Origin of the sequence: Streptomyces sp. NBC_00996 (assembly GCF_045162675.1) — a bacterium.
Taxonomy (GTDB): domain Bacteria; phylum Actinomycetota; class Actinomycetes; order Streptomycetales; family Streptomycetaceae; genus Streptomyces.
This window is the reverse complement of sequence record NZ_CP108723.1, coordinates 9,466,483-9,492,685: the sequence shown is the minus strand read 5'-3', so window position 1 is coordinate 9,492,685 and position 26,203 is coordinate 9,466,483. Positions and strand designations below refer to the sequence as shown.

The window sequence follows — 26,203 nt, the reverse complement described above, 5'->3', positions numbered from 1 at the left end:
CGGATTGCCGCATACAGTCCGTCATCCCACAACTGCCAGCCTTGGGCCTTGGGCTGGGCCATCGGTGCCGCCGCCCGGCACGCCGCGACGGCACTCCTCGGAGAGAACGTGGTGCGGCCCCCCACCGAGTCCGGCCACGCCGCGCTCGACGAGGACGAATACCTGGTCCTCGCCCTGGACCGCGAACGGCAGCTCACCTCTCTTCCCGCGCACGCGCTCGAGATGCTGATCAGCTGCGGTGCGTACGGGGAGATCCTGCTGCGGGCCCTGGCCGCCCAGGGCTGGAAGGCCGACCGGGTCCGCTTCGTCAACCCGGCTCCGGCAGGCCAGGCACTGGGGGACGACAGCGCCGACCGGATCTTCGGTGACCGATGGCCGCATGCCTGGGCGCCCGTGTGCGTGGTCCGTCTGCGGCACGTGCACGCCGACTCGGAGGATCTCGTCGAGCTGCGCGAAACCGCGCGCGCCCGCCACACCAACAGGGGGCCCTACCGCCCCGAGAGTATTGACCCTGCCGTGCTCACGGAACTGTCGACCCCGCGATCAGGTCTGTCGTTGTTCCAGGCGGCACCGGGACGCGACCCGAAGGTCACCGTCCGGCATGTAGTGGCCGATGCCGAGCGCGCCGAGGTCGCGGACCTCGTCTCTCGGCACGGCGGGCGCGACTTCAGTCACCTCCTCGCCTGGCAGGAGACACACTCGTTCATACGCCGCAGCGAGGCCGACGCCGAGGCACGCGGGGACGGATTCACCCTCGGTCAGCTCTTCGGGCCTCTGGCGCCGCCGCGTCAGTACGGCATGCGGATCGCGCTGGCACCCGCAACCATGCGGTTGCTGCGGCACGTGGGCTATCACCGGGTCCTTGCCCGGCAGCTCGCCGCCATGGTGCGGAGTTCTCCTGCCGCCGTCGCCCTGTGCTTCGCGGACGAGGCGCCGAGCATCGAGTCCATCGTCTGCGGCGGAGCCGCAATGGCCGACTACTGGCTTGCGGCCACCCGCGCCGGGCTGGTTCTGCATCCCGTGAGCGTCATCCTCCAGCACGACGATGTCCGGGACGAGTTGGAGAAGCGGCTCGGCCTGCCCGGGCGGGCGTTCTTCGTGAGTCGGCTCGGATGTGCGTTGACGGCATTCCCACCGTCTCACCGGCTCGCCACCTCCCGCACACTGCGGCTCGTATGACGCTCTCCGGGTACCTGACTGTCGACAATCGAGCCGAAGCGCGGTGAACCTGCCGTCACTCAAAGCGTGTCGGCTCACCGCCGGCCTCGTCAGAGAGCGACCACACAGCCCCATTCACCATTCAGTACGGCTCCGGCCTATGTATTCAGCCAGGCATCCACACCAGGCAACCACCGGGTGGGAGGCGTCGCCGCAAGTCCGGCGCCACGACGTCAACACGTGCTAGCCTCTCTACGTTGCTGATACAAAATATTGCGTGGTCGAAAAATGACCGACACAATTCAGTGCCCGTACGCAGCAACAAGTGTCGGAAGAGCGCTTAGGCGATCTCTCGGGGGAGGCACGGAATTTGCACCACCACAAGCGATCACATTCGAAAGCCGCCAGCCGATCAACCTCGACGAACCTGCCCTGCCATCGCTCGGGGTGTGCACGTCTGATCCAGCTCCCACCCCGAGCCTTCACCGGTGAACGACCCACACGCCCGCTCGGTCCCACTCCAGGGGGAGGCGGTCGGTGAACATTCGCGTACTCGTTTGCTGCGAGGATGCGATTCTGGGCGCCGGGTTGCGGGTACTGCTCGACCAGCAACCAGACATCACCGTGGTCGGCAACACGACCGGCGCCGAGTCCGCCGCAGCCGCCGCGAAGGAGGCACCAGACGTCCTGGTGATCGTGTCGCCTGCGCTGACCATGGAGCACAAGCGGGAGCTCGCCGCCCTGTCCGCCGACACCAAAGTGATCCTCATCGCGAAGGCGGAGAACGCGGCACGCTCCGTCGAGGCCCTCCGCGTCGGCGTCCAAGCCGTCCTGACTCCGGGCACCTCCGCTGATGAACTGATCCATGTACTACGCACGGTCAGTGCCGGCGGGGCCATTGTCATGCCCAAGGAGGCCAGGCCGAGCCTCCACCACCTGTCGGACCAAGTCGCCTCAGTGCCCTCCGCGAGCCTGGTGTCCACTCTGACGCCACGGGAGTCCGAGGTGATCGTGCTGCTCGCCCAAGGGAAGTCCAATGCCGAGATAGCGGAGAAACTCTCCGTCTCCACGGCGACGGTACGGTCGCACGTGCACCATTTGCTGCGGAAGCTCGGGGTGGGCACGCGCGCTCAAGCCGTGGCCGTCGCGTACGAGTCGGGGCTCATCTCCGCCATTGGACGAAATTCAGGCGCCGCGGAACAGACCGACTAAAAAGATTCAGTATGTATTTCAACCTTACTCCCGCATGAACCTTTACGCCCGGTACCCGTCCCCGATCCGCTCTCCCGTCACTTCGTCGACGACCTTCGCCATTTGCTCGAACTCCGCGACGAGCCGCTGGAACTGTGAGCTTTCCATATCCCCCTCGAACTCCTGAAGGCTGGTCACCTCGATGATCTCGAAGTAGTGACGGGGTCCGTCGATGCCGACCGGCCCGGCGTCGGCTGCCGACGGTTCGGCCGGTGTCGCTACCACCTGCTGAACGCCGAAGGCCAGGAGGCTGGGTAGTTCAGGACAAGTCGCGTAGTCGACGTCCCGCACCCAGTTCTCGAACCGCTCGGGTTCGACGCCCTCGTGCAGTCGTATACGGTGAACAATGATCGTCAAGATCAACCTCCGGACGGGTCGGGCAGTTGTGCAGATGACGGGCTGCTTGCCCTCAACGGCGATGGTGTGGGCGGCGGTTGCGCCCCAGGCCCAACGCGCGGGCGATGTTGTTCTTCTGAATCTCGCTGGTGCCAGAGAAGACGCGTGAGGGCAGGGCATCGCGCAGGAAGGTCTCTGCCTCTCCCTCGACGACCCCGAGGCCACCGCGTACCTGGACGGCATCCAGGCCCAGTTGCACCGCGGCCTCGCTCACCGCGAGTTTCGCGAGGGCTGGTGCGATCTCGTCCTGGCTGCCCCGCGCCAGGCCCCAGGCAGCCTTGTACAGCAGAAGCCGAGCGGACTCCAGGCGCAGGGTCATGTCCACGAGCCGGTGACTGACCGCCTGGAAACCCCCGATGGGAGAACCGAACTGTTCGCGCTCTCCTGCGTATCCGATCGTGGACTCCAGGACACGCTGCATAGCACCCAGATAGATGCCGAACAGACAGACGCGTTCCCACTTCATGGATGCGGAGAACACGCTGGCTCCGGCGCCTTCGGAACCGAGCACCTGGCGGGCCGGGACGACGCATCCGTCGAAGTGGACGTCGGCCGTGGGCGAGCCGCGCAGGCCGACTTTGCCATAGGTCGGTCCGACGCTGAGTCCCGGGGTGCCGGCCTCGACGACGAACGCCGTAAGGCCGAAGAAGCCGCCGTTCGGCTCGGTCGCCGCCTGAACGACGAAGACGTCGGCAACGGGCGCGTTCGTCGTGAAGCACTTGCTGCCCTGGAGCACGTACTCGTCGCCCTTGCGCTCTGCACGGGTCCGCAGGTTGAGTGCGTCGGATCCGGCCTCCGACTCCGTGATGCAGTGCGCCGCGATCCGTTCTCCCGAGGACAGTGCGGGCAGCCACTCCCGCTTCTGCTCCTCCGTGCCGAACTCGACGATAGGTACCAGCGCGGCGAACAGATGGGCGGCGATGGAGAATGCGAAACCGGCGTCCTCGCTGCCGTAGCCCAGTGCCTCCATGACGGCTGACGACGTGATCGCATCCAGGCCGCTGCCGCCGTATTCGGCGGGCACGGCACCGCCCACCAGCCCCTGTTCACCCGCGAGCCGCCAGCGCCGCCGGAAGTCACCGGCGTCGAACACGGCGTGCGCCGCATCGCGTCGGCCGGCGAGCTCGCGCTGGGCGAACGCGACGACCATGGCACGCATCTCCTCGGTGTCCGCGTCGAATTCGAAGTTCATCGCGCTCCGTCCAGGTGCTCTTCGATGAGAACGTGGTAGTTGATGCCTCCGGTGCCGAAGGAACTCACGGCAGCGCGCCTCGGCTGCCCTGGCAGGCGGCTCCACGGCGACGGCTCGGTCGAAACGGTGGCCGGTATGGCGGCGAGGTCGAGGGCCGGATTCAGTGTCCGAAGGTTGGCGTTGGGGGGCAGCGTCCCGGCCCGCATGGCGAGCAGCGTGCGCAACAGCCCGGCGCTGCCGGCGGCCGCGAACGTGTGGCCGAAGAACGACTTCGCCGACCCGATCTCCAGAGGTCGGGCACGCCGCTCGCTGCCGTACATCCGTGCGGCGGCGGCGATCTCAACGCGGTCCCCGACCTTGGTTCCTGTGCCGTGGGCTTCCAGGTAGTCGACTGCGGACGGCCCGAAGTCCACCTCGGCGAAGGCTCGCCGCATGGCCAGCAGCTGCCCCTCCACGTCCGGGGCTATCAGTGACTTCGCATCGTTGGACGCGCCGATGCCGCGTATGAGGCCGACGATTTCATCGTTGTCACGGAGAGCGTCGCCGTACCGCTTGAGCAGGAAGAGGCCGCAGCCGTCGCCCGGGCTGAAACCGTCGGCGGCCTGGTCGAAGGGCGCGTTCTTGTTGTGCGACAGCAGCCCGAGCGCCGAACAGAGCACCATGTCCCGGGTGTTGCAGGCCAACTCGACACCCCCTGTCACGGCGAAGTCCACCGTCCCCTCGCGCAGCGAACCGACACAGATGTCGAGGGCCGCGAGGGACGAGGCACATGCGGCCTCAACGCCAAGTGGAACGGCGTCCAGCCCGTATTCATGGGCGAGGAGTGCCGCCACGCCACTCGCGAGGCAACCATCGAGCAGGGCCGGTGACATTCCGTCGTCCAGCGGCCCCGGTGCCCTTTCACACACCGATGCCAGCAGAGCCTTTTTCTGCAGGGATGACAATCCGTCAAGGGCGGCGAGTCGTCCGACCACCTCGTCCCAAGCCTGCAGGGAAAGCTCCGCATTGGTACGGCGCTCGCGCGTCAGGCCCAGGTTGGTACCGATCGTGACCAGTCCTCTGCCTGTGAGCCGCCCCACCGCACCCCGTGCGTCTGGGCGGGCCACCCAGCCCTGGAACAACTCGGCGGCCACGGCGAGCGCCAGGCGCTGCGTGCCGTCCATGGCTGCGTGGCGCGACGGGATGATCTGCACGTCGTCGGGCGGTTCCTCGGGCACCGCGACATGACCGCCCTGGTCGGTGTAACTGTGGGTGAGACTGAGCGCGCCCGGTGCGTAATACAGATCACGGTCGAGCACGGACTCCGGGACTGGGCCGATACGGGTCTCGCCCGAGCTGATGACTCGCCAGATGCTCTCGGCGTCGGGCGCACCGGCGAAACGACCGGCGAGACCCACCACCGCGATCGGTTCGGGACGCGGCAGAGTGACCGGTGCGACCGCGGTCCGACGCACGGCCCCCCCGGCCCGGCCCGCCGTGGACGAGTCGAAACGGTCGGCCCGCCCGTTCGGCTCGTGGTCGGCCGCGAGCGCTCCGTGCTCCTGGACCACGAGATGGCAGACGGTCCCGGTGAATGAGGCTCCGTGCACCACGGCCCTGCGCGGCGCCAAGTCATGGCTCCCCCACCGCTCCTCATTCCTGGGCGACAGCCGGAGCGGTGTCCCGACGAGGTCGCTCGCAGCCGCACCGCCCAGCAGGCGCTGGGCAGGGATCCGTCGATGGTGCAGGGCGAGGGCGACTTTGGTGACGGCGGCGACACCGGCGTTGGCAAACGTGTTACCAAGCCGGTCCCGCACACTGCCGACCGCCACGGAAGCGGGTGCGGCGTCCCCGTGGAGCCTCGCGAGCGCCTCGAGTTCTGCTTCGGCCTCCGCGGTGACGGCCGAGCCCACGCATTCTGCATACGTCACCGACTCGGCGCTCACCCCGGCGGCGCGCAGGGACGCCTGTGCGAGCGAGCGGCGCAACTCGGCGGACCGCGAGTAGCGGAAGGCGCCCGGACGCGAGTCGTGGCGCACGGAGGAGTCGAGGATCACAGCGTAGATCCGGTCGCCGTCCCGGACGGCGGAGGAGAGTCGCTTGAGCAACAGGGCACCGACTCCCTCGCCGACCCAGTCGGCCTCGTGCCCGCGGGCGCCGGGCCTCAGTCCATCCACGCATCCTTTGGCCTGCAGGGCCCTGGTGGCGAACGGGCTCTCCCACCGCTGTCCCGCGATGACAATGACCGCGTCGGACACCTCGCGACGGAGGTTGTGCACCGCATGGTCGATAGCCACGAACGACGTCGCGTCCGCCGACTCGACCGCGAGCGTCCGGCCGTGCAACCTGAACGCGGTGGCGACCCGGGCGGGGATCGTACTCGCCATCTCTCCCACCCGGTCGTGCGGGGAGGCTCCCGCGTGCCGCGCCACCAGCGACCGCAGTTCCTGGGCCGCCGCCCCCGCAACGGCCTCGTCGAGGCCCCCTTCCACAGCTGCCAGCTCGACCTCCCGGGCGTAGCGACTGGCTTCGATCCGCAGCGCGTTGGCATGCTGACGGTCCAGCCCGAAACAGGTGCCGGTGATGACGTCGGTACGGTCCGTCGGCAGTGCGCGCCGCGGATATCCCGCGTCCGACAGGCACTGGCGTGCTGCTTCGAGCATGAGGATCTGCATCCCGGACATGGCCCTGGCCTGGGCCGGCGGAATTCCGAATCGAGCCACGTCGATGTCAAGCTCGTCCAGGGTGCGGGCCTCGGTGAATCCGACCGGGCATTCCTGGTTCAGCAACTCCCAGTACTGGTCGGGGCCGCAGGCACCGGGATAAAGAGCGGCGACGCCCACGATGGCCACGGGTTCCTTCACGAATACGCACTCGTCACGACGAAACTCCGAATCGGACGACATGATGTGGCCACTCCTACACGTTGTTCCGGCCCGTCAACCAGGCGAAGCCTCGCCGGGGCCGAAAGGAGGGAGACATAGAGAACATGGGGATCTGACGAGCAACTCGGCGCAGGCTCCGCATGAATGTTCTGAGCCGCCCGCTACCTGCTGACCACTGCGGGTTCGCGCTGGCTTGGCAGGACCGCAGTGGGCAGCCTCAAAGCCGGGTCCTGCGCCAGGATCTCGGCGTTAAGGCGCTGCAGTGGCGCCCCTGGCTGAATCCCCAGTTCTTCATCGAGCCGCCGCCTGGCCCACCGAAAGAGGTCAAGCGCCTCCCCTTGGCGTCCGGTTCGGTAGAGGGCGACCATGAGCAGTTCGCAGAACCGTTCCCGCAAGGGGTAAAGAGCGACGAGTTGACGCAGCTCCGCGATCGCACGTGCCTCGTCTCCCACCGACAGCAGGGCGCTGACCAGATCCTCACAGGCGGTCAGTCGGCGTTCGTCGAACAGTGCCGCCGCGCCCCGCACGCGTAGGCCGTCGCCCGCGTCGAGCAGGGCGGGACCGTGCCAGAGATCCAGGGCCGATTGCAGGAGTTCCAAAGAGTGTTCGGGCCTCGTGTGGAGGTGAGCAGCCCCCTGGGCGGCTAGTTCGAGGAACCTGTTGCCGTCCACGTACTCCCGTGTCACCTCGAGGAGGTAGCCGTTGTTCACAGCACGCAGTACAGAGGTACGACCCCGGCGCGAGGCCGGATCGATCGCCCTGCGTAGTCGGGTCGCGTTCGCCTGCAGTGCGTTTCGAGTATTGCCGATCGCATGCCCGGACCACAATTCGTCCGTGAGATCTTCATTGGATACCGCCCGGCCGGCTTCCAGCGCAAGGGTGGCGAGCATGGCCCGCACCTTGTTGGCTCGAATGGCGCGTATCTGCCCATCCGTGACCACGGAAACTGGGCCCAGTATGTTGATTTGCAAGTCACTCCCCCGGGTCTGTCGCGAAATGGCATCAGCCCTGTAAGTCAGCAGGATCGAACCATTCGAAAGGACCAGTGACTCACCCCCACCAGAGCACTTGCGGTTTTCCGGCGACAGGAGTGTTTGATCCGTGCAACTCTGGCCTAATCTTTTCAGCCGCCTTGACTCCTGTCATCCATCCACTGATGGATTTCCGCAGTACACGTTAAGTTGACTCACAAAGCCCGGCCATCTCCACCATTCGTTGAGGGCCCCTGTTGCACGTTCCTGCGACGGTCACGTGTGGCCGTAGATCGCTGCGTACCCACCGCACTGTCGCCCCCACTCATCCGGTGACGGGAGGCCGTACCGTGGTTCGACCCCGCGTACGGCGGAGCTGCGGCCCGCAGCCTTTTTCTCCTGGAGGCACCAGGGGCCAGAAGTCCATGGGTGTGGAAGCCGAACTGCGGCGCACCGACAGCGGGATCATCTCCATCGACAACCCCACGGCGCACAACTGCTGGACACTGCGTGCCGAGGCCGATCTGTCGTATCGGGCCTCGGCGCACGGGAACGTCGTGCCCTGGTACCTGGGCGCGGCGGACCGGATCGCCGCACCCGGGCGAACCGAGATCCAGCGCGCGGCGCCCTTCCTCCACGAGGTGATCACCACGCTGCAGGCACTGGAGGCGGTCGTCCTCATAGAGCATGAGGCCCAAGCCGGGCGTGCGGCCTATCAGGAACGGTGTGCACCGCAGGTCCACACGCTCCCCACCCGGCACGCCGGTCCTCGCGTGTTCGCCTCCCGCCCCACGGCCCGCAGAAGATCCTGGAGACTCTTCAGCAGGCTGCGCGGCCGCTCGGTACCGCGTGACGTTCGACCAGGGCAGTGTGGGCGGTGCCCGGTGCCGGCGCGCTCAAGTGAACTGCCGACAGTCTTGGTCTGCTTCAGCGACTCGTAGGGGATCTCGGTTGGCCGGCGTCGGGGCGGGCGCTGGGTCGGGTGCGCGCGGCATCACCGGGGCTGACGAGACACGGCACCTCAGGCACGCCGTGGCGGGACGGCTGCGTGGCTTCAGTGACGTTGCCGAGTGGTGGGGTGGCCTCACCGCTCGGCGACTTCCCGGAGGCGTGTAACCCAGGGTCGTAAGCTCCCGCCATGAAGTCCGTCAATCACTGCCATTGACGAGGTATCGCCGGACAGCGGCCGCAAGTGCAGCATGCACGCCGCGCCGAGCCCGAACTGCAGCGGCCAGGTCGTGGCCGTCGTGACGTTCGACGACGCCGGAGGCAAGGACAATCACTGGAACGTCTGCCACTGGTGGCTCACCGGCAACCCGGAGGCGATCGCCTTCCAGCAGTGTCGTTGACCTTAAGTCGTGGAGAGCACGCTCTCCACAGCTCTCGCGCGTTCAGGGCGGCCGCGTCCTCGGTACGGCCACCGCGGTCACGAAGGCCGTAGGAGCCCTGTCCCATCTACCCACCGGTGAGCGACGGCCTTCGGTGCCGGCGGGCTGGTCATCTTCCGGATCAGGATCCGGAAGCGTACACGAACCCGCGCCTGACCGGTGCCGTACTCCCGCCGCAGTAGCCCGCCACTCCGTTCGGAGTAGCCGCAATCCGCTTCCCCCGTAGGACGACCGCCTGGGCCTGGCGACCGAGCATGGAGCCATGATTCTCATCGAACTCTTCGCGCCCGCAGGCGCCCTCGACCAGACACAACATCAACAGGTGGGCAAGCGACTCATCGACGCGCTCATGGGCACCGAGGACGCCCACGCCCCGGCGGTCATGGACTCCGCACGCGCCCTGACCCAGGTCCTCATCCACGAACCAGCCGCATGGATCACGGGTGACCGCCAGCCGGTCGACCCCGCCGACCCACCCCGCTACCTACTGCGTGTCAGCGCCCCGGCCGCCTGGCGCAAGGAGATGAGCGCCCACGCCATCGACCGCCTCACCCAGGCCCTCGCCGAAATCGAGGCGGAGGCAGGCCGGGACCCCGACCGGCTCCGCGACCAGCCGCACGCCCTGGTCCACATCGTCGGCATCGCCGAGGGCAGCCTCGGCATGTGCGGCCACCCCATGGGCAGCCTCGACCTGCTCCAGCACATGACCGCCCCGCACCGCGACGCCATCGCGAACATCGCCACAGACGACCTGCCGCCCGGCACGGTCATCGACCCGGTGTGCGGCATGACCGTCGACCTCAAGACCACCGACCTCACCCTCGAAGTCGAGGGCACCCTCTACGGCTTCTGCAACGGCCAGTGCCGGCGCATCTTCGCCGACGAGCACGGCGTACCGCTGAACGCCTAGATCCGGACTTCGCAGGTCGCTGAAAAGGTTCGACGCAGCAGCCTCTCAGCGTCCGCGAGTGACCGGGGCAGCCCTTCGTCGGCGGCTCGCGGCCGATCCCGCCCGCCGGACGATCGAACCCGACCTGTTGATCTTCACGATCGGGTGACCTGCGAAGTCCGGGCCTAGAGCTCAGCGGTGGTCGGGGTTGGGTGCGTCGAAGCGGCGGCCCGCGTCCCACTCCGAACGCTGGTTGCCGTGGGCGGGAATGCCCTTGGCGTGCTTGAGCATGGCTGACTTCCTTCTGCCGGGTCGCGAAGTATCCCTACACCGTCTCTCACGGTGCGAAGTCGTGCGGCAGGTACCGCCAGGGGATGCCGGTGCGGTCGACGTACAAGATGGCGTCCATGATGCGGCGCAGGTCGTCTTCGGGCGGGCGGCCCATATCCAGGCCCCTCCTCCCTGCGCTCGGCCCGGGTGCAAACAGCATCAACCAGGGGCACTTGGGATCAGAACGGGAGTCCTCGAGGGAAACGGCCCGAGGCAAGGTGCCCTCTGTCACACAGCCCACATTGAGCACCGTTACCTCAATAATCGCGGCCCACTCGTCGCCTGAGGCGCTACCAAACAACCTCACCGGGACAAAACCCTCCGCCGTCGCGCAGAATCCTCCGCCTATGGACTCCAGGTCATCGGCAACCAGGCTACGGAGTTACACCGCTCCGTTCGCCGAGTGACTGCAGCGCGGCAGTCACAGTCGCGTGCAGCGAACCGGCGTCGGCGCCCGCGCGGGAGCGCAAGTTCACGCCGTAGGCAAGCAGTGTCAGCAACTCGGCGGCTGCACCCGGTTCGACTCCCGGAGCGAGCAGTCCCTGCGTCTCGGCTGCGACGAGCGCCACGTGCAGGGCGGTCCCGTAGTTCCTGGTGGTGTCGGTCGAGAAGGTTGCGGACCTCGGGGTCGCCGTTCTCGGCTCGACTCCGGGCAGGCCGACCGCGCCCTCACCGTCGGCGCCCCGGCTCCCCGGTTCCGGCTGCCCTCGGCGACGGGCCGGACGGTGGCCCCGGACGACCCGCTCGCCCACGGACCCGTGGTGCTGACCTTCTACCGCGGTGCCTGGTGCCCGTACTGCAACATCGCCATGCGTGCGCGGCAGCAGCACCATGCCGACATCACCGCACGCGTGGCACGCCTCGTGGCCGTATCCCCGCAGATCCCCGACGAGTCACCCACCCTCGCCGAGAAGCACGACCTCGCCTTCGACGTCGTCAGTGACATCGGTTCCGACACCGCCAAGCAGTACGGCCTTTCCTTCGACCTGCCCGACGACCCCGCCGCCGTCTACGACGAGCTCGGCTTCGACCTTCAGCGCGTCAACGACGGCCACCCGCGCACACTCCCCCTGCCCGCCACCTACGTCATCGACGGCGACGGTGTCATCCGTTGGGCGTTCGTCCACACCGACTACACCCTCCGCGCCGAACCCGCCGACATCCTCGCCGCGCTGGATGCCCTCGGCGGAACCCGCTAGGGCACCCGCACCCACAACGCCTTGGACGGTGTGCCCTGATCGTCGGTCACGAAGAGCATGTACCAGCCGGCCGGGACCAGGTTGCGGTTGTTCGGGACGGTGACCTGGATGCCCTTGCCGTCCTTCGTCTTCTTCAACGCCAGGGCGATGGAACGCTGTTCGACATCGGTGACGTGGGTGGTGGAGCTGGGATGGATCAGCCGCGCCGTCTTGATGACGGAGGCGTACTTGGTGGTGAAGGTCGCGGTGTGGCCCAGCGTGACGGTTTTCGGGCCGCCGGTCAGGGAGGGCCGCGAGTCCCGGTACAGGTACGGCGGCGTGTAGATCTCCAGGCGCTGCTCGAACACCCCCGGCTCGGTCTTGGCCTTGTCGGCGAAGAGGGAGTCGCCGCCGAAGGTGATGACCCGGCCGTCGGGCAGGAGGATGGAGCCGGAGTGGTAGTTGCGGCCCGCCTCGGGGTCGGCGACGCGGCGCATCCTGCCGGTCTTGGCGTCGTAGATGCGGGCCTGGAGGATGTTCTCGGCGGACGGGCCCCGGTAGTCCTTCGAGCCACCGGTGATCAGGACGGTGTCGTCGGGCAGGATCGACAGCTCGGGGTAGCGGGTGCCCTTCTCCAGCTGAGGCCCGTCGGTGAACTGCGGGTTGGTCGCCTTGAGGTCGATGATCCGGGTCTTCTTCGACGACTTCGTCGACTCGCCTATGCCGCCGCCCCCGACCACCATGAACTTCTCGTCCTGAGCCGGCGGCAGCAGGACCGTGCCGGAGGTCTCCATCAGGTTCGCGTCGTCCAGGCCGGGCAGCTTGGTGAACTTGTTGGTGGCGAACTGCCAGATGCCCGGGGTGCGGCCGACGTTGCTGGGCCCGTAGCCGGCGTTGGAACCGGAGTAGAAGAAGGTGCCGTCGGGCAGCTGGAAGACGGCCGGGTAGGTGGGGAACTGCCGGATCTTGCCGCTGTAGTGCCAGCTCTTGGTCTTCGGGTCGTAGATCTCGCTCTTGCCCGGCACCACCTGGCCGATGTCGTCCAGGCCGGACAGGGCCAGCACCCGCCCGTCGGCGAGCCGGGTCAGAGTCGGGTACCAGCGCGCCTCGTTCATCGGGGCGACCGTGGTGAACTTCTCGCTGTACGGGTTGAACTCGTACGCCTGCCGGATGCCCTGGAAGTCCTTCTTGTCCAGGCCGAGTTTGTTGGCGATGCCGTACACGTTGTGGGTGTCGGAGCCGGTCAGGCCCTCGACGCGGTAGTTCTCCTGGGCACCGGTCTCGTACTTGGTGCCGCTCTTCCGCGCCTCCACGTAGACCCGGCTCAGACTCGCCTCGGTACGCAGGAACTTCCCGGTCTTCTTGTCGAAGATCTTCTTCGCCGGTTTGACGGTGACGGTGTCCTTGGAGACGAAGGTCTTGTGGTTCTCCTTGCCGGTGAAGCGGGTGCCGGCCGTTAGGGTGACGGGCCTGTCGGGGTTCTCGTTGTGGACGACCATCAGGCCGCCGGCCTTGGTGACGTCGCCCTTGAGTTTCTCGTAGCGCCTGGTGCCGCCCGCGAACAGCAGGTTGCCGTTGGCCAGATGGATATGGCCCGTGCAGAACAGGTCGGCCGGGGTCTTGATCTCGTGGTAAGTGTTCTTGACGGGGTCCCAGACGACCGAGCGGAAGTTCTTGGCGTCGAAGTTGTCGAGGTTGTTGCCGGAGCCGGCGACCAGCAGCACCTTGCCGGTCTGCAGCAGCGCCCCGTGGATGGTGTTCTGCCGGAACTCCTTCGGGACGTCGACGAAGCCCCAGTGACCGTTCTCGGCCTTGTACTCCGGTCTGTTGATCGCGTAGTGGTGGTACTTCTCGGTCCCGAAGCGATACAGCCAGGGCCCGTTCATCCCGGCCAGCGCGAGCACCACCACGGTGCCGACCGCGAGACGACGGACGCGACGGCGCGCGCCAAAGTCACGTGCGGAACTCATTCCCACATCCCCCCGGTATGGGTGCAGCAGCGGTCCACGGCCGCCCGGAGAGGCAGCCGCATGACAAAACGTCATCCTATTTTGCACTATGCAAAGACGAACCCAAACTCGCGTAACGGCTGTGATAACGACGCCACTTGCGACCCATGGGCCTCACGTGTCAGGTGCTCCGCAACGTCTCCGGGAGGACACTGGGAGAGTGGGTGGCGCTGTCCGTACTCGCGAGGGAGTGTCGGCCATGGCCGCGACACGCGATGGCAGGTGCTGGACCTGGCGTTGGCACCGGAACCCGCTCAAGCGCCGCAGCGACGTCATGGGTGCCTGGATCCTGCTCGCGGCGTGGGTGGTTGCTCCGGCGGGCGGCGTGCTTGCGGGAGTGGCGACCGCGGGCACAGTGGGGCGGGTCCGGCCCGTCAGCGGGCCGAGCGCCACCCGGTCTCGGCCGTCATCACCCAGAACGCGCCTGGCAGCACGTCAGCGCAGGCCGCTGACGGCGGTCATGATGTACGGGTCGATGTGCGCTGGGCGGCGCCGGACGGCTAGATCCACTCGGGCCGGACAAAGGTGCGCTCCCGGAACGCGGTCATCTAGGAGTTACGTGGAATCACCTGTGAAGCTGACGTGCCGTACGGAGGCCCACGGCTGAAGAGGCCTGGTGCTTCTGCTGCCCCGGGTGGCTCTCTCAGCCACGGTCTCCAAGGTCGGTTGCTGTGGGGCGGTCCGGCAGCTGCGCTGCTGGGCGCGGCGGCGCTGACCCGACTGGCCGAGATCCGGCTGGACCGGGAGGGCATCGGACGCCTCGGCGGACGCACCTCGCCGATCGACTGGGAGGAGCTGGCCAGCGGTGTCGGTGGCCATCCGCGCCGCTGGGTGGCCCAAACGGCAAGGCGTGCTCATATTGGACGGCACCAAAGGACAGCACATGGAACTGCCCCTGCTGCTGGTCCGATTGGTCGACCGGCGGCGGCTACTGGCCGAACCGGAAGGGCGAATCCCACCGGGCACACTGCGCTACGGCTCGGAGCTGAGGGAGGTGCTCGGCGAGCCCAACGCCGGACAGCACCGCAGTCGAGCCTCTCACTGTGAGTCGAGGGGCACGCCGATCTGGCGTGCCCCTCGACGCGGGGCATGTGTTTCTCATTCCGACGCCTAGAACGAGCCTCGTGAAGAAGCCTTCAGATGTCGCCGTCCACCCCGACTCCTGGCATGCGGGGAAGGCATTTTTTTCGCCGTCATCGCGGACTCGGCTGACGTTCAGGCGGCCGTGTCCGGCAATGGTGTCGACCGATGGATCCTTGTCCGATGCATGGCGTTCCTCCTTCAAGGCCGCCCCTTGCGGAGGAGGCGCCGTCAAGTCACCATCCCCAGTGGGGGCCTGTACGGTGCGCAGATGCCCTTGCCCCGGTCCGTCTCGCGCCCGTTGCCCCGGTACGGTCCGCCGCGCCCGGGCGGCCTGCGGCGTCGGCCATGGTGGCATCGTGTATGGGGGCTGTGCGCGGTGCTCCTGGGCTCTGCCGCAATGCTGTGGGCGGTCAGTGGTTTCACTGCCCTGCCTACGGCGATAGCGGAGGAGAGGGCGTTCCACTCGGCCATCCCGTGCACCGTAGCCGGAGACAGTGCTGGCCAGGCGGATTGTCTGCACACCGTGTGGGCCACCGTGACGGGAACGGAGATCCGGAGCTCGGGGAGACAGGACACGTACACGGCTCGAACTTTCGGGTCCCACTCCGGCGTCCGGCCGGCTCAACATGGGCTCTGCGGGACCCCTTCTGAAGCGGTTGCACCCGGGCGACCAGGTTAGCGTCACCGCGTGGCGGCACTACGCGACCGCCGTCAGCAGGGGCGGGCTCACGCAGGAGACCAACAACAACCCCGTTGGCGACCCGGATACCGACACCGCTCTGGCGCTGGGGGCGCTGGCCTGCGGAATCTACCTGCTGGGGGCCGGCGGCTGCGCGCTGCTCGGAGCGCGCACTGCCGCTGAGCGCGGCCTGCCCGCCTCCCTGGCCCCCTTGGCCAAGACCACGGTCGGTGCGGCACTGGCGGTGGCCGGCCTGTCTTATCGGCGTCGGGTGGGGAGGGCCCGCGGTGGTGGTGGCGGCCTGGCTGGTGATGCTGCCGGTGGTCGGGTGGATCGTCGCGTTACGAGAACACCACGCCAGGCGCCGCTGAGCAATGCGGGTCTCCCCTACCGCCACGGCCGTCCCGCCGCCGCAGGTCACGGTCCGCGCGGCGGAGTTGTCCTGGAATCGAGCGGCAGAGCCGACGGTCGTGCCAAAACCCGCCCGACGTGAACGAAGCCCTGCGCCCAGGCTGTCGTCATTGAGTGCAGGTCAGTTCCCGGTGAGCAGGTGCCGGACGACGTATCCGGCGGAGTCCACGCCGGAACTGCCGCCCTCGACCAGGGCGGCGACGGCGATGCGGGAGTTGTACGCGGTCAGCCAGCCGTTGGTGTGGTCGCCCTCTTCGGCGGTGCCGGTCTTCGCGCCGACGCCCGCCAGACCGCCGAGCCGTGGCGCGGCGGTGCCGCTGGTGGCCACGCTGCGCATCATCGACTGCAGGTAGCCGGCCGTGCGGGCGGAGATGGGCCGGGGCGCGGTGTCCTGGTGCTGGCCCGGCAGGATGATCGGCTGCTGGAAGGCGACGCCTCGCACGGTGGCCGCCACGGAGGCCATGAACAGCGGGGTGGCCGTGACCTGGCCCTGGCCGATGAACTGGGCCGCCTGGTCGCCGCCCTGCACGTCCGGCGGGATGCTCGGGTCGGTGGTGGCGACCCCGCCGCCGATGGACCAGCTGCCCATGCCGAAGACGTTCACGGCCTCGTCGTGCAGAGCGGAGGCGTCGCCGTCGTGCACGAGGTAGTGGAAGCCGTCCTTGATGAAGGAGGTGTTGCACGACACGGTAAAGCCCTGGGCGATGGTGGAGCCGGGATTGGCCCGCACCCCGGGGTCGTTGTGGAACAGCTGACTGTTGGCCGTCAGCGAGTCCGTGCACGGGGCGGGACTGTTGGGTGTCAGGCCCGCCTGGTCGAAGAGGGCCGCCGAGGCGATGATCTTCATGGTGGAGCCCGGTGACTTGATGCCGTTGATGGCGATGTCGCCGTCCGCGCCCGTGTGCGCGAGCGCGAGGATGTGGCCGGTTCTCCAGTCGAGCGCCACGGTCCCGGCGGGTTTCTCCTGAAGGTGGGAGTCCTTCACCGCGTTCTCGGCCACCGCTTGGAGCGAGGCGTCGATGGTCGTCTTGATGACCGGGGTCCGCCCCTTGGAGAACACCTTCAGCGGCTTGACTCCCGCACCGCCGCCATCCACCACGGCCACGCCCGTGCCGGTGGTGCCGCCGGTGGGCTTGGCGTTCTTGCGGATCGTCGCCACGATGTCCCGCAGTGACGGGAAGCCGGACAGGTCCGTCTTCCCGTCACTGGCGGCCACCTTCGCCGTGACCACATCGGCCGGCAGCGTGCCCGCGGTCAGCGACTGGTCGTCACCCAGGCCGGGATAGAGCACCGAGTTGTTCCAGTGCACCGCCAACTGGCCGTTGGTGCTCTGCAGCACAGCCACCGCGCTCGGATACGTCCAGGTGCCGCCCGCCACCCGGGCCGTGACCTCGAAGGTGACCTTCGTGGCGCCTGATGTCACCGTCGACGGCCCCCCCGACGCGACCTGCGCGAAGGTCAGCGTCTTCAGGTGCAGGCCGTCCGCGTATCCCTGCAATGCCGACGCTGCCGTGCTCGGCGCGTCGGTGTTGCTCGCCGCTGCGTCGAGATGCTGCTTGGACCAGCTGTCCAGGAACGCTTGGGTCAGCTTGACGGCCGGGGCGTCCGACGGGGGTTCGCTCGATACGGTCGAGGGGTCGAAGCTGCGCGCCGCCTTGGGCTCAGCGCCGTCCGCCGGCCCGGAGGACAGTCCGTGCACGACGTTGTAGGCGCCCATTCCCCCGAGGACGAGCAGCGCCGTACTCGTACCGGCGATGCCGATCTTCACAGCTCTGTGCATGCTGTGGATCATATGTTTGTTTGCACTGTGCAGGTGTTCGCTCAGACGGATCGTTACCGGACCGTCAGGCCATCCGCCGCGCCGTCGGCAGCCGACAGGGTGGAGGCGAGCACAGCGGCGACGACCAGGCAGCCGAACCGGAAGTGAGCGGCTACGCGCCGTCGCGCGGGGCCTGCAACGGGCCAAGCGCGTAGCGCACGAGGTCGGCCATGGCCTGCCGGTCACGGGTGAGGGCCGGGTAGACCAAGGGGTCGGCGGCGCGCAGGACCGGCTCCTCCAGGTGCGGGCACTCGGCCAGGTCGGCGCACTTGCTGCAGGCATCGATGGCGTCTGCGAGCTCTCGGGAGCGCGCGCGTCCGGCTCTGCTGTTGTGGTCGGCCCCCATCACCGACTCCGACCCCACCGGCCTGAAGAAGATCTCTACCGGACAGGCCGCCGCCGTTCGGGCTGCCCCGGCGTATGACGTAGCGGATCTTGGTGGTGACGAGTACGTCGTCGCAGTTCGCGAAGTCCTTCAGCGGCGCGGCCGAGAGGGTGCTCGATCAAGCAGTCAACAGCGGGCGGCAACGCGGGAGTCCAGTCGACTTCACAGCAGTGGTCTACGCCAGAAGCCGCCGCTGTGCGAGGCGCCGTGGAACGTCCTCAACGCCGAACCCCTCCACAGCGATAGCGGCTCGGCAGCCGAGCGGACCCCCGCTCGCAGGGGTCCGCCTGGCCATGTGACCGGCTGGGCTACTCGCACGGACGCCATCGTCGCCCGGGTGTGGCACGTTGGCCTGTCTGGGCGTGGTGGTACTGGCGGGGGTGTGACCTCGACTTGCAGCCAGGGAGCCGCCGGACGTGCGTGCCGCGGTCAGCGCGGCGGGGCTCAATCGACCCGGCCGCCATCGCTTTGGGGTGTGTATGCTGATGGCTGCCATCTTTGCATTGTGCCAAGGTCTATCGATGAGGCCGACGGCGGCATGGAAGACGGCTATAGGAGAGCCATGAGAGACCTGCTCACGGCAGTCCGGAAGCGTCGCCGTGCACTCGTCCAGGACGGCATGTGTGGTCTGTGGCCGTTCGGCGATGGTTCCGAAAAGCCAGTTCGAGGTCACGCAAGGCCCTCCCTTCTGGAATGGTCCTGTTCGCCGACGCCTCCTCCGGATTCGGCCGGATCGCCGCCCGCCCGCTCGCCGACCGCGGCGCCCGGATGTTCGGCGCCTCCCGGCGCGCCCATCCGGACGACGCTGGAACTCGACTTTGCTTCGGGGAGTCCGTGAGGCGGTGATGTCCTCAGCCGCGCGGGACGTGTCACGGCTCCGGCCAAGGCATCGCGCATGTGTGACCGGATCGAGTCCCCGCCGAGGGTCTCGATGCCGGTCTGGTCCTGAGCGGGATCGAGAGGCGTGGGCACTTTTATGGCGGTACGACCGATACGTTGTGATGTCCATGGCGCCAAATGGCGAGCGCCATATAACTGGAGGCTTTACCTCATGCTGATTGCTCAGCGTCCGTCCCTGACTGAAGAGGTCGTGGAGGAGTTCCGCTCCCGGTTCGTGATCGAGCCGCTGGAGCCGGGCTTCGGCTACACCCTCGGCAACTCCCTGCGTCGTACGCTCCTCTCGTCGATCCCGGGTGCGGCGGTCACGTCCATCCGTATCGACGGTGTCCTGCACGAGTTCACCACCGTGCCGGGCGTCAGGGAGGACGTCACCGACCTGATCCTCAACATCAAGCAGCTGGTCGTCTCCTCGGAGCACGACGAGCCGGTCGTGATGTACCTGCGCAAGCAGGGCCCGGGTCTGGTCACCGCCGCCGACATCGCCCTGCGCGGCAGCGTCGAGGTGCACAACCCCGAGCTGGTCCTCGCCACGCTCAACGGCAAGGGCAAGCTGGAGATGGAGCTGACGGTCGAGCGTGGCCGCGGTTACGTCTCCGCCGTGCAGAACAAGCAGGTGGGCCAGGAGATCGGCCGGATCCCGGTCGACTCCATCTACAGCCCCGTACTCAAGGTCACGTACAAGGTCGAGGCGACCCGTGTCGAGCAGCGCACCGACTTCGACAAACTGATCGTCGACATCGAGACCAAGCAGGCGATGCGTCCACGTGACGCCATGGCCTCCGCCGGTAAGACCCTGGTCGAGCTGTTCGGTCTCGCCCTCGAGTTGAACATCGACGCCGAGGGCATCGACATGGGCCCGTCCCCCACGGACGCCAGCCTGGCCGCCGATCTGGCACTGCCGATCGAGGAGCTGGAGCTCACCGTTCGGTCGTACAACTGCCTCAAGCGTGAGGGCATCCACTCCGTGGGTGAGCTCGTCGCCCGCTCCGAGGCCGACCTGCTCGACATCCGCAACTTCGGTTCGAAGTCCATCGACGAGGTCAAGGCGAAGCTGGCCGGCCTGGGCCTGGCTTTCAAAGACAGCCCGCCCGGATTCGACCCGATCGCCACCTTCAGCAGCACCGCCTTGGGTCCGGGCGACGATACGGACGCGGGCTTCCTCGAGACCGAGCAGTACTAGGGTCCGTCTTCAAAGATCATCGAATGGTGGATCATGGTGGAGTGATACGCCGCCATGAACTCACCGACCAGGAGTGGGAGTTACACGCTCCGCTCATACGGCGGGCCGGCACGGGCCGTCCGCGGGTGTCGGACCGGCAGGTCATCAACGGAATGGTCTACAAGGTCCGGACGGTCTACACCCGCTTCCGCCGCTACGCCCTGGACGGCGTCGAGCGCTGCTTCAACCGCCTCAAGGGCTTCCGCGGAATTGCCACCAGATACGACAAGACCGCCACCTCCTACGAAGCAGTGGTCAGTCTCGCGTCATTCCCGCTCTGGGCGAGATCCGTTTGAAGACGGACCCTAAAGCGTGTTGCAGAATGGCCGTGAACAGGGCATCTCCGTTGTGTGGCTGGGGTGTTGAAGGCCGAGCGGGTGTGGGTGGAAGCGTTCATCGGGCTGCGGATCCATCAGTTCGGGCGGTTGCTGAAGGCGGTCCGTGCCCGTGGTGGTGACGGCTGTGGATGGGGGCGGTTCAGGCGGCCGTGGCGGCTGCCGCTGGCTGAGCGGGTGCTGCTGGTGGCGGTCTACTACCGCACGAACCTCACCATGCGGCAGCTGGCCCCGCTGTTCGGTGTCTCGCCGGCCACCGTCTGCCGGGTGATCCAGCGCCTTGGCCCGCTGCTCGCGCTCGAGCCCGTCCGGGCTCCGCAGGATGCCATCGAGCGGTTATGGATCGTGGACGGCACCCTCATCCCGGTCCGCGACCGAGGGTGGGCACGTCCTCACGCAACTACCGATACTCGGCGAATGTGCAGGTCATCGTGGACGCGGGCACACGTCTGGTGGTGGCTGCCGCGCGGCCGGTGCCGGGCACGAATGCGGATGCGAAGGTCTGGCGGGACTCGGGTCCGGTCGAACGGTGCCAGGGCGTCACCGTGCTCGGCGACGGCGCCTACATCAACACCGGCCTGATCGTCCCGCACCGCAAACGGCCCGGCCGGCCGCCGCTGAAGGGCGAGGAGGAGGACAACGCCGCGCACCGCAAGGTCCGCGCCCGCGTCGAGCACGTGATCGGCCGGATGAAGAACTACAAGATCCTCCGCGACTGCCGGCAACACGGCGACGGCCTCCACCACGCCGTCCAGGCCGTCGCCCGCATGCACAACCTCGCCCTCGCCGCATGAGCCAGACACGCCAACAGCCCAGCTCAGGCTGCCTGTCCACGGCCTGCTGCAACACGCTTCAGTACGCCGACACCCGCCACCACTTCCACACAGCGCTCGTCGGAACTCCGACCAAGACTGGCCGCACCGGCAAGGTCGAAGCCGCACGCAGCACCGTGCAGCCGCCCGGACGGGAGGATCGTCACTGACCTCGCCCACGCCGCTCATCCCGCGGACCTCCCCGCTCTCGCCACGCAGATCCCCCGCAGACAACGCTGCGCCGCACAGTCCGCGTGTCTTGGCTGATCTCCACGCCGACGGGTGCCAAGGTCCCCCTCGAGGCACGCATCCATGTCTTCGGCAGCCAGAAGTCCGCCACTTTGCCCGGCATCCACCACACCAGGTTCGCATGACATGCAAAGGCCGGGGCAGGCGAAGTTTCGAAGGTCTCTGTCGGCGGGTCGGTGAGGATCGCCCCGGATCTGGCACATCTGCAAGCGGGAGGCAGACATGGGGGTACAGCCGTTGCGGCTCACGCCTCGCTGGGTCGATGCCGACCTGCTGGTCGTCGAGGCCGCAGGGGTTTTCGACGCGGCTTCGGCCCCCTTGTTGTGCGGGCCGCTTGTCAGGCTTCTGCGCGTGGGACACCGTCACTTCGTGGTCGACGCCCAAAGGGTGACACACTTCAACTGCGCCGGTATCCAGCTTCTGGCGGCGGCACGGCGCACGATCCGAGCCGAGGGCGGCATGCTGACCCTGGTCGCGGGACCGGATGCGCGAAGCGCCTTCAAGACCGCGGACGTCGGCCGGTCGGCCTTTCTGTACGCCACTGTTGTCGAGGCATCACGAGCCTGCAAAGCCGCACACCTGGGCTGATGGTGGCGTCCGCGCTCTGCCCACGCCGGGGAAAGCACCCAGCCCCGGGTCGGCCCCGTGCCCTCACTCTGCACGGGATCGGTGACAAACGTGCCAGCTTCTTGAAAGGGTTGGTGTCGCTCCCCGGTATCGCCCCTGAGGCTGACATGCGCAGCCTTACTCGCATACCCGGCCTTGGTCGGCCGATGCATGCACGTCGTTCTCGATCACTGACTGACAGTGGCCTGTGCCGAGATGGGGCCTGAGCGCCGGCAGGGCCGAGGACAGCGACGACGTCGGCTGGGCGGCCTCCGGAGCACGCCTCGGCCAGGCTTGCCGCCCGGTAACCGCCGTCACGGGCCCGTTTCTCCTTGAGAGCGTCCACGGCGCCGCGGACGACTCCAACGGCCGCGTAGTCCAGCCACGAAGGTGACGGCCCGCCGCGTTACCGTTCGCAGTCGTGGGTCCGTGCTGCCCCGGTTCGGGGCGCAGGTCAGCTCGGCGGGACTGTGGACGGCGAAGGGTGTTTCCATGCCGTAGAGGTAGAAGTTGCGGTACCAGGGCGCCGGTCCGTTCGCCTTTTCCGCGAACACGACCAGGCGTCGGCCTCTGCCGATCATGTTCCCCAGCGTCGGCCACGGGCGGTCGGGGCCCGGGTCGGGCCCGTCCAACAGGTCCGTGAGTCCTGCCTGTTCGAAGGCTCAGCGGGTCTCCTGCGGACCGATGCCGTCCTGCAGGATCAGGGTGACGATGTCCGTGGGGCGTGCGCGCAGCCCAGTTCCCGATCTGCCGCAGCCGTCAGCGGGGCGGATCCCATACGTCGACTCCGCCACCTCGCCATTCGATCAGAGCCGTCCCCCCGGCCTCCTCGTGCTCCAGCAGGATGCCGATTCGGCGGACCACGGCGAGGACGTCCGCCAGGCTGCGCGCCACGGCCACTCCCTCACCCCGAACCGACACCTGGCGACCGCCGGTCAGCAGGGGCCGGTGCACGACCACAGGCGCCGTCCTTCCCCGTTCTCCTCCCGGCGGGCGCGGGCAGTCCCAAGGTCCCAGACTCGGCACTGTGGACCTCCGCCGCGATATGGATGTGTCCGTCATGTACTGATGCTCTCCCCACGCGCTCGCCCAGGCTCGCGTCCACCTCCCCCAATTCTTGCACAGTGCAAAGTGCATGGATGGAGACCGGCCTCACATGCGGGCCGGCGCCCGGCAGAGGGGGGGGCACCACCTGGACCGGCCCCCTCGTGAGCCTCACCACCGAGGCGCCGAGTCCTCTCGATCGTCTCCGCGATCTCTCCGCCCACCCCCATCAGCAGATACGTCGGCGGAGGTCGCAGGTCCACAACGCCGGACGGCCGAAACGGCAAGGCGTGCTCATCCTGGACGGCGCCGAAGGACAGCACATGGCTTTGCCCCTGCTGCTGATCCGGCCGACCGACCGGCGGCGGCTGCCGGCCGCGCTGGAGTGGAACGAACCCCACCAGGCACACTGCGTCACGACGCGGCGCTCAGGGAGGTATTCGGCAAGGCCGACGACGGATAGGCGCTGTCGCGTGGTCGGACCGTTCACCGTGGCTAGGGGGCACGCCGATCCGGCATGCCCCCTTCTACGCGGGACACGAACCTCCTGCCTCGTCGCAACCGCCGTGTGGCCTCGCGTCGTTCTCTGCATCAACCAGCCAGCGCCGGCCGCATCCACGGCCACGCAGCTGGCCGCCCCGGCCCACACCAAGACCTCCGCACCTGTCAGCCTGGGTCGGTGCACCGGTGAATCGTTCATGTGTACGCCGCCAGACCTGGGTTGTACGCTGCAACGGTGGAGGGGGACAAGTATCGTTTCGGGGAATTCGAGCTGGACGTTGCACGGCACCAGCTCCGTCGGTCCGGGGAACCGGTGCACGTCGAACCCCGGGCCCTGTACCTGCTGTGCCTCCTGGTCGAGCACCGGGACCGTGTGGTCCCGAAGAGCGAGCTGCTCGACGAGGTGTGGGGGGATCGCTTCGTCAGCGAGGCCGCCCTCACCACTGCACTGCGGACCGCTCGCCTCGCTGTAGGAGACACCGGCAGCCTGCAGCAGGTGATCCGCACCGTGCACCGACGTGGCTACCAGTTCGTGGCGCCGGTGACGGTCATCGCAGACGGCCTGTCCGCCGGCGCGGGCCGGGAGCGCAGCGTCGAGCCGACGGCAGCCGACGGCCCCGTCGGCGCCGACCGTCAAACGATCCGCTTCTGCCGGGCCGAGGACGGCGCCCGCATCGCCCATACCTCCGTCGGCTCGGGCCCGCCGCTGCTCAAGGCAGCCAACTGGATGACCCACCTCGACCTCGAATGGACGACCCCGGTGTGGTCGCACTGGCTGCGCGGCCTCGCCCGCAACCGTCGGCTCGTCCGCTACGACGAGCGGGGTTGCGGCCTCTCGGACTGGGCGGTGCCCGGCTTCACGTTCAGCGACTGGGTCGACGACCTGGAGACCGTGGTCGACGCCGTGGGGCTCGACCGCTTTCCCTTGCTCGGCGTGTCACAGGGTGGCGCGGTGGCGGTGGCCTACGCCGTGCGCCACCCCGAGCGGGTCAGCCGGCTGATCCTCGCCGGCGCCTACGCACGAGGACGCCAGGTCCGGGCCCGCAACGGGACGGAGCGTGACGAGGCGGCGCTCGACCTGGATCTGGCCAGGGTGGGGTGGATCCACGAGGACCCCCGGTTCCTGCGGGTCTTCGCCTCGCAGTTCCTGCCCGAGGGCACACCGCAGGAGTGGGACGAGTTCACCGCCTTCCAGCGGCAGACGACGTCGTCGGCCAACGGGGTGCGTTTCCTGGAGGAGTTCGCCCGGATCGACGTCTCCGACATCGCCCACCGGGTGGCCTGCCCGACGCTGATCGTCCACTCCCGCGACGACGAACGGGTGCCCGTCTCGCAGGCGAGTGAGCTGGCCGCGCTCATTCCCGACAGCAGGCTGGTCGTGCTCAAGAGCCGCAATCACCTGCTCACGGCGTTCGAGCCGGCCTGGGACGAGTTCCTCGCCCACATCGACGCCTTCCTCGCCGAGTGACCTCGGTAGCGGGTGCCGGGAGGAAGCCCGGGCAGGCCACCGGCTGACTGCGGTAGCGACTGACACGATCGGTGCCCGCCGGCTTGAACCCACTGGTGCGCGGGGACCGCGATCTCCGCACGTCCCTCGCCGGCCCGGCGCAGGCTGAGGATGCCCTCAGCCCCCCCCCTCAGAGAAGCCTCAGACCTCCCCCAAGCTCCGGCACGGCGCAGGCCCGATGCTCGAACTGCACCGGGCCGAAGGGCAGCCGACGGAGATCGTGCCCCGGCCCGGCAATCAGCCGAGAAGCGAGACACGAGAGAAAAGGACAGACGATGCGACTCGACAACACCAGGTATGCGGGCTCGATTGGGACCCGTCGGGGGCTGGCGCTGCTGATCGCCTCGGGGGCCGCGCTGGGCTCCCTGCTGCTGGGGACGGTTCCCGCGCAGGCCAACGACACCACCAAGCAGGTCGCGGCGGACGGCCAGTCGGTCACGTTCACCACGAACGACAGTAGCCGAGGGGTCAGCGGAAACGTCACGTTCGTGGTGAACGCGGACGGCAACTGGTCAATCGAGGGAAGCGGGCACAACTCCCACCTCCTCGTCCGCACGTTCCACTGGACCTGCGACCTGACGTGGGACGCGGCGGCCGTCACACACTCGACCGGCAAGAAGGCCGTGCCGGGCAAGAAGACGCGTTCCATCAGCTCGGCGGCCTACGACCCCAACATCCAGGCGGACTTCGCCGACATCGTCGACCATGGCCAGGCCGACTGCGACATCGTCATCGGCTAGTCGAGGCGGCTGAGCGACCTGGCGGAGCCCCTCCCGGGTGAGCTCGGGAGGGGCTCCACTCTCCGCCTCGCCGTGCCGATCGAGACCGGCACCACCAGTTCCTCCAAAGGCCAGGGAAGCGAGGTCGTAGCACCGATCGGGCAGGGCACGGGTTCGCGGTCGGCGAGTGTGGAGACCCCAACACGGAATCTTCGGGGCGTAGGGCTTGCGGGTGGGCGCCGGCGCGACGCATGCGACCGTCTTCTCTCCCTCGGCCGCAAGCGCATCGATCCGTGTACGCACCTCTT

General features: G+C 68.0%; 21 protein-coding genes and 4 pseudogenes. 14 read left to right on the top strand and 11 right to left on the bottom strand.

All coding sequences use genetic code 11. From position 1 onward, the window contains the following. Positions 1-48 precede the first annotated feature (48 nt). Both OG390_RS43900 and OG390_RS43895 read left to right on the top strand, forming a co-directional pair. The gene (locus tag OG390_RS43900) at positions 49-1,179 is read left to right on the top strand and encodes a RedV protein (RefSeq protein WP_406175806.1); all 1,131 of its coding nucleotides are present in this window, start codon (positions 49-51) and stop codon (positions 1,177-1,179) included. 516 nt (positions 1,180-1,695) lie between these two features. Next, complete coding sequence (locus tag OG390_RS43895) at positions 1,696-2,370, top strand: DNA-binding response regulator (RefSeq protein WP_406175804.1); 675 nt, start codon at positions 1,696-1,698, stop codon at positions 2,368-2,370. 42 nt (positions 2,371-2,412) lie between these two features. Here OG390_RS43895 and OG390_RS43890 read toward each other — a convergent pair whose 3' ends face one another. From OG390_RS43890 to OG390_RS43875, 4 genes are all read right to left on the bottom strand, one after another. Next, positions 2,413-2,766: a RedY protein gene (locus tag OG390_RS43890; protein ID WP_406175803.1), complete on the bottom strand. Its 354-nt coding sequence runs from the start codon at positions 2,764-2,766 to the stop codon at positions 2,413-2,415. A gap of 52 nt (positions 2,767-2,818) precedes the next feature. After that, positions 2,819-3,997 (bottom strand): L-prolyl-[peptidyl-carrier protein] dehydrogenase, encoded by a 1,179-nt coding sequence (gene redW / locus OG390_RS43885; protein ID WP_406175801.1) that lies wholly within the window; start codon positions 3,995-3,997, stop codon positions 2,819-2,821. Beyond that, positions 3,994-6,882 (bottom strand): polyketide synthase, encoded by a 2,889-nt coding sequence (locus OG390_RS43880; protein WP_406175799.1) that lies wholly within the window; start codon positions 6,880-6,882, stop codon positions 3,994-3,996. Before OG390_RS43880 ends, redW begins: the two co-directional genes overlap by 4 nt. 140 nt (positions 6,883-7,022) lie before the next feature. Then, on the bottom strand, positions 7,023-7,751 hold the full coding sequence (locus tag OG390_RS43875) for a BTAD domain-containing putative transcriptional regulator (protein WP_406175797.1): 729 nt from the start codon (positions 7,749-7,751) through the stop codon (positions 7,023-7,025). Between the two features lie 506 nt (positions 7,752-8,257). On the opposite strand from OG390_RS43875, the gene OG390_RS43870 reads away from it, so the two are divergent. The 3 genes from OG390_RS43870 to OG390_RS43860 all read left to right on the top strand — a co-directional run bounded on the left by OG390_RS43870 (position 8,258) and on the right by OG390_RS43860 (position 10,130). Beyond that, positions 8,258-8,773 (top strand): hypothetical protein, encoded by a 516-nt coding sequence (locus OG390_RS43870; protein WP_406175796.1) that lies wholly within the window; start codon positions 8,258-8,260, stop codon positions 8,771-8,773. 258 nt (positions 8,774-9,031) lie between these two features. Further along, positions 9,032-9,181, top strand: a complete 150-nt coding sequence (locus OG390_RS43865; protein WP_406175795.1) for a hypothetical protein — start codon at positions 9,032-9,034, stop codon at positions 9,179-9,181. Positions 9,182-9,482: 301 nt separating this feature from the next. Further along, entirely contained in the window at positions 9,483-10,130 is a 648-nt protein-coding gene (locus OG390_RS43860; protein ID WP_406175794.1) for a YHS domain-containing protein, read from the top strand. A gap of 171 nt (positions 10,131-10,301) precedes the next feature. Here OG390_RS43860 and OG390_RS43855 read toward each other — a convergent pair. Beyond that, positions 10,302-10,406 (bottom strand): annotated as a pseudogene (locus tag OG390_RS43855) (flavodoxin family protein); the annotation flags it as partial. A gap of 49 nt (positions 10,407-10,455) precedes the next feature. Beyond that, positions 10,456-10,551 (bottom strand): annotated as a pseudogene (locus OG390_RS43850) (transposase); the annotation flags it as partial. A 319-nt stretch (positions 10,552-10,870) separates the two neighbouring features. On the opposite strand from OG390_RS43850, the gene OG390_RS43845 reads away from it, so the two are divergent. Next, on the top strand, positions 10,871-11,638 hold the full coding sequence (locus OG390_RS43845) for a peroxiredoxin-like family protein (RefSeq protein ID WP_406175792.1): 768 nt from the start codon (positions 10,871-10,873) through the stop codon (positions 11,636-11,638). On the opposite strand, the gene OG390_RS43840 is transcribed toward OG390_RS43845, so the two are convergent. The 3 genes from OG390_RS43840 to OG390_RS43830 form a co-directional block, all read right to left on the bottom strand. Beyond that, positions 11,635-13,587, bottom strand: coding sequence for a galactose oxidase-like domain-containing protein (locus OG390_RS43840; protein WP_406175790.1), 1,953 nt, complete (start codon positions 13,585-13,587; stop codon positions 11,635-11,637). The genes OG390_RS43845 and OG390_RS43840 overlap by 4 nt on opposite strands. 2,333 nt (positions 13,588-15,920) lie before the next feature. Continuing rightward, a complete protein-coding gene (locus OG390_RS43835) occupies positions 15,921-17,579 on the bottom strand; it encodes a penicillin-binding transpeptidase domain-containing protein (RefSeq protein WP_406175789.1) in 1,659 nt (552 codons plus the stop codon). 151 nt (positions 17,580-17,730) lie between these two features. Further along, a complete protein-coding gene (locus tag OG390_RS43830) occupies positions 17,731-17,964 on the bottom strand; it encodes a hypothetical protein (protein ID WP_406175787.1) in 234 nt (77 codons plus the stop codon). Between the two features lie 732 nt (positions 17,965-18,696). On the opposite strand from OG390_RS43830, the gene OG390_RS43825 reads away from it, so the two are divergent. The 6 genes and pseudogenes from OG390_RS43825 (at position 18,697) to OG390_RS43800 (ending at position 22,106) form a co-directional block, all read left to right on the top strand. Next, positions 18,697-18,849, top strand: a complete 153-nt coding sequence (locus OG390_RS43825; RefSeq protein ID WP_406175785.1) for a hypothetical protein — start codon at positions 18,697-18,699, stop codon at positions 18,847-18,849. A gap of 205 nt (positions 18,850-19,054) precedes the next feature. Continuing rightward, entirely contained in the window at positions 19,055-20,083 is a 1,029-nt protein-coding gene (locus OG390_RS43820) for a DNA-directed RNA polymerase subunit alpha (RefSeq protein ID WP_406175783.1), read from the top strand. 23 nt (positions 20,084-20,106) lie between these two features. Then, on the top strand, positions 20,107-20,418 hold the full coding sequence (locus tag OG390_RS43815; RefSeq protein ID WP_406175782.1) for a hypothetical protein: 312 nt from the start codon (positions 20,107-20,109) through the stop codon (positions 20,416-20,418). Positions 20,419-20,472: 54 nt separating this feature from the next. Further along, a pseudogene (locus tag OG390_RS43810) lies at positions 20,473-21,251 on the top strand (transposase family protein). Next, positions 21,248-21,439, top strand: a complete 192-nt coding sequence (locus tag OG390_RS43805; protein WP_406175780.1) for a hypothetical protein — start codon at positions 21,248-21,250, stop codon at positions 21,437-21,439. Before OG390_RS43810 ends, OG390_RS43805 begins: the two are co-directional and overlap by 4 nt. Before the next feature lie 301 nt (positions 21,440-21,740). After that, positions 21,741-22,106, top strand: a complete 366-nt coding sequence (locus OG390_RS43800) for an STAS domain-containing protein (protein WP_406175779.1) — start codon at positions 21,741-21,743, stop codon at positions 22,104-22,106. 434 nt (positions 22,107-22,540) lie between these two features. Here the strand turns inward: OG390_RS43800 and OG390_RS43795 are convergent. After that, a pseudogene (locus OG390_RS43795) lies at positions 22,541-22,867 on the bottom strand (hypothetical protein); the annotation flags it as partial. Positions 22,868-22,883: 16 nt separating this feature from the next. Beyond that, a complete protein-coding gene (locus OG390_RS43790; RefSeq protein WP_406175778.1) occupies positions 22,884-23,018 on the bottom strand; it encodes a hypothetical protein in 135 nt (44 codons plus the stop codon). Between the two features lie 964 nt (positions 23,019-23,982). Here OG390_RS43790 and OG390_RS43785 point away from each other — a divergent pair. Together OG390_RS43785 and OG390_RS43780 are read left to right on the top strand one after the other, a co-directional pair. Beyond that, positions 23,983-25,137 (top strand): alpha/beta fold hydrolase, encoded by a 1,155-nt coding sequence (locus tag OG390_RS43785; RefSeq protein WP_406175776.1) that lies wholly within the window; start codon positions 23,983-23,985, stop codon positions 25,135-25,137. 314 nt (positions 25,138-25,451) lie between these two features. Further along, positions 25,452-25,916, top strand: a complete 465-nt coding sequence (locus tag OG390_RS43780; protein ID WP_406175775.1) for a hypothetical protein — start codon at positions 25,452-25,454, stop codon at positions 25,914-25,916. Positions 25,917-26,203: the final 287 nt, after the last annotated feature.

What these genes read in the sequence shown, in the direction of transcription:
- OG390_RS43805 (WP_406175780.1), top strand. Translation starts at nt 21,248, where the DNA reads ATGAGCCAGACACGCCAACAGCCCAGCTCAGGCTGCCTGTCCACGGCC.
- OG390_RS43835 (WP_406175789.1), bottom strand. Translation starts at nt 17,579, where the DNA reads ATGCACAGAGCTGTGAAGATCGGCATCGCCGGTACGAGTACGGCGCTG.
- OG390_RS43780 (WP_406175775.1), top strand. Translation starts at nt 25,452, where the DNA reads ATGCGACTCGACAACACCAGGTATGCGGGCTCGATTGGGACCCGTCGG.
- OG390_RS43825 (WP_406175785.1), top strand. Translation starts at nt 18,697, where the DNA reads ATGGTCCTGTTCGCCGACGCCTCCTCCGGATTCGGCCGGATCGCCGCC.
- OG390_RS43800 (WP_406175779.1), top strand. Translation starts at nt 21,741, where the DNA reads ATGGGGGTACAGCCGTTGCGGCTCACGCCTCGCTGGGTCGATGCCGAC.
- OG390_RS43865 (WP_406175795.1), top strand. Translation starts at nt 9,032, where the DNA reads ATGCACGCCGCGCCGAGCCCGAACTGCAGCGGCCAGGTCGTGGCCGTC.
- OG390_RS43870 (WP_406175796.1), top strand. Translation starts at nt 8,258, where the DNA reads ATGGGTGTGGAAGCCGAACTGCGGCGCACCGACAGCGGGATCATCTCC.
- OG390_RS43830 (WP_406175787.1), bottom strand. Translation starts at nt 17,964, where the DNA reads ATGGGGGCCGACCACAACAGCAGAGCCGGACGCGCGCGCTCCCGAGAG.
- OG390_RS43875 (WP_406175797.1), bottom strand. Translation starts at nt 7,751, where the DNA reads ATGCTCGCCACCCTTGCGCTGGAAGCCGGCCGGGCGGTATCCAATGAA.
- OG390_RS43820 (WP_406175783.1), top strand. Translation starts at nt 19,055, where the DNA reads ATGCTGATTGCTCAGCGTCCGTCCCTGACTGAAGAGGTCGTGGAGGAG.
- OG390_RS43840 (WP_406175790.1), bottom strand. Translation starts at nt 13,587, where the DNA reads ATGAGTTCCGCACGTGACTTTGGCGCGCGCCGTCGCGTCCGTCGTCTC.
- OG390_RS43880 (WP_406175799.1), bottom strand. Translation starts at nt 6,882, where the DNA reads ATGTCGTCCGATTCGGAGTTTCGTCGTGACGAGTGCGTATTCGTGAAG.
- OG390_RS43815 (WP_406175782.1), top strand. Translation starts at nt 20,107, where the DNA reads ATGGTGGATCATGGTGGAGTGATACGCCGCCATGAACTCACCGACCAG.
- OG390_RS43860 (WP_406175794.1), top strand. Translation starts at nt 9,483, where the DNA reads ATGATTCTCATCGAACTCTTCGCGCCCGCAGGCGCCCTCGACCAGACA.
- redW (WP_406175801.1), bottom strand. Translation starts at nt 3,997, where the DNA reads ATGAACTTCGAATTCGACGCGGACACCGAGGAGATGCGTGCCATGGTC.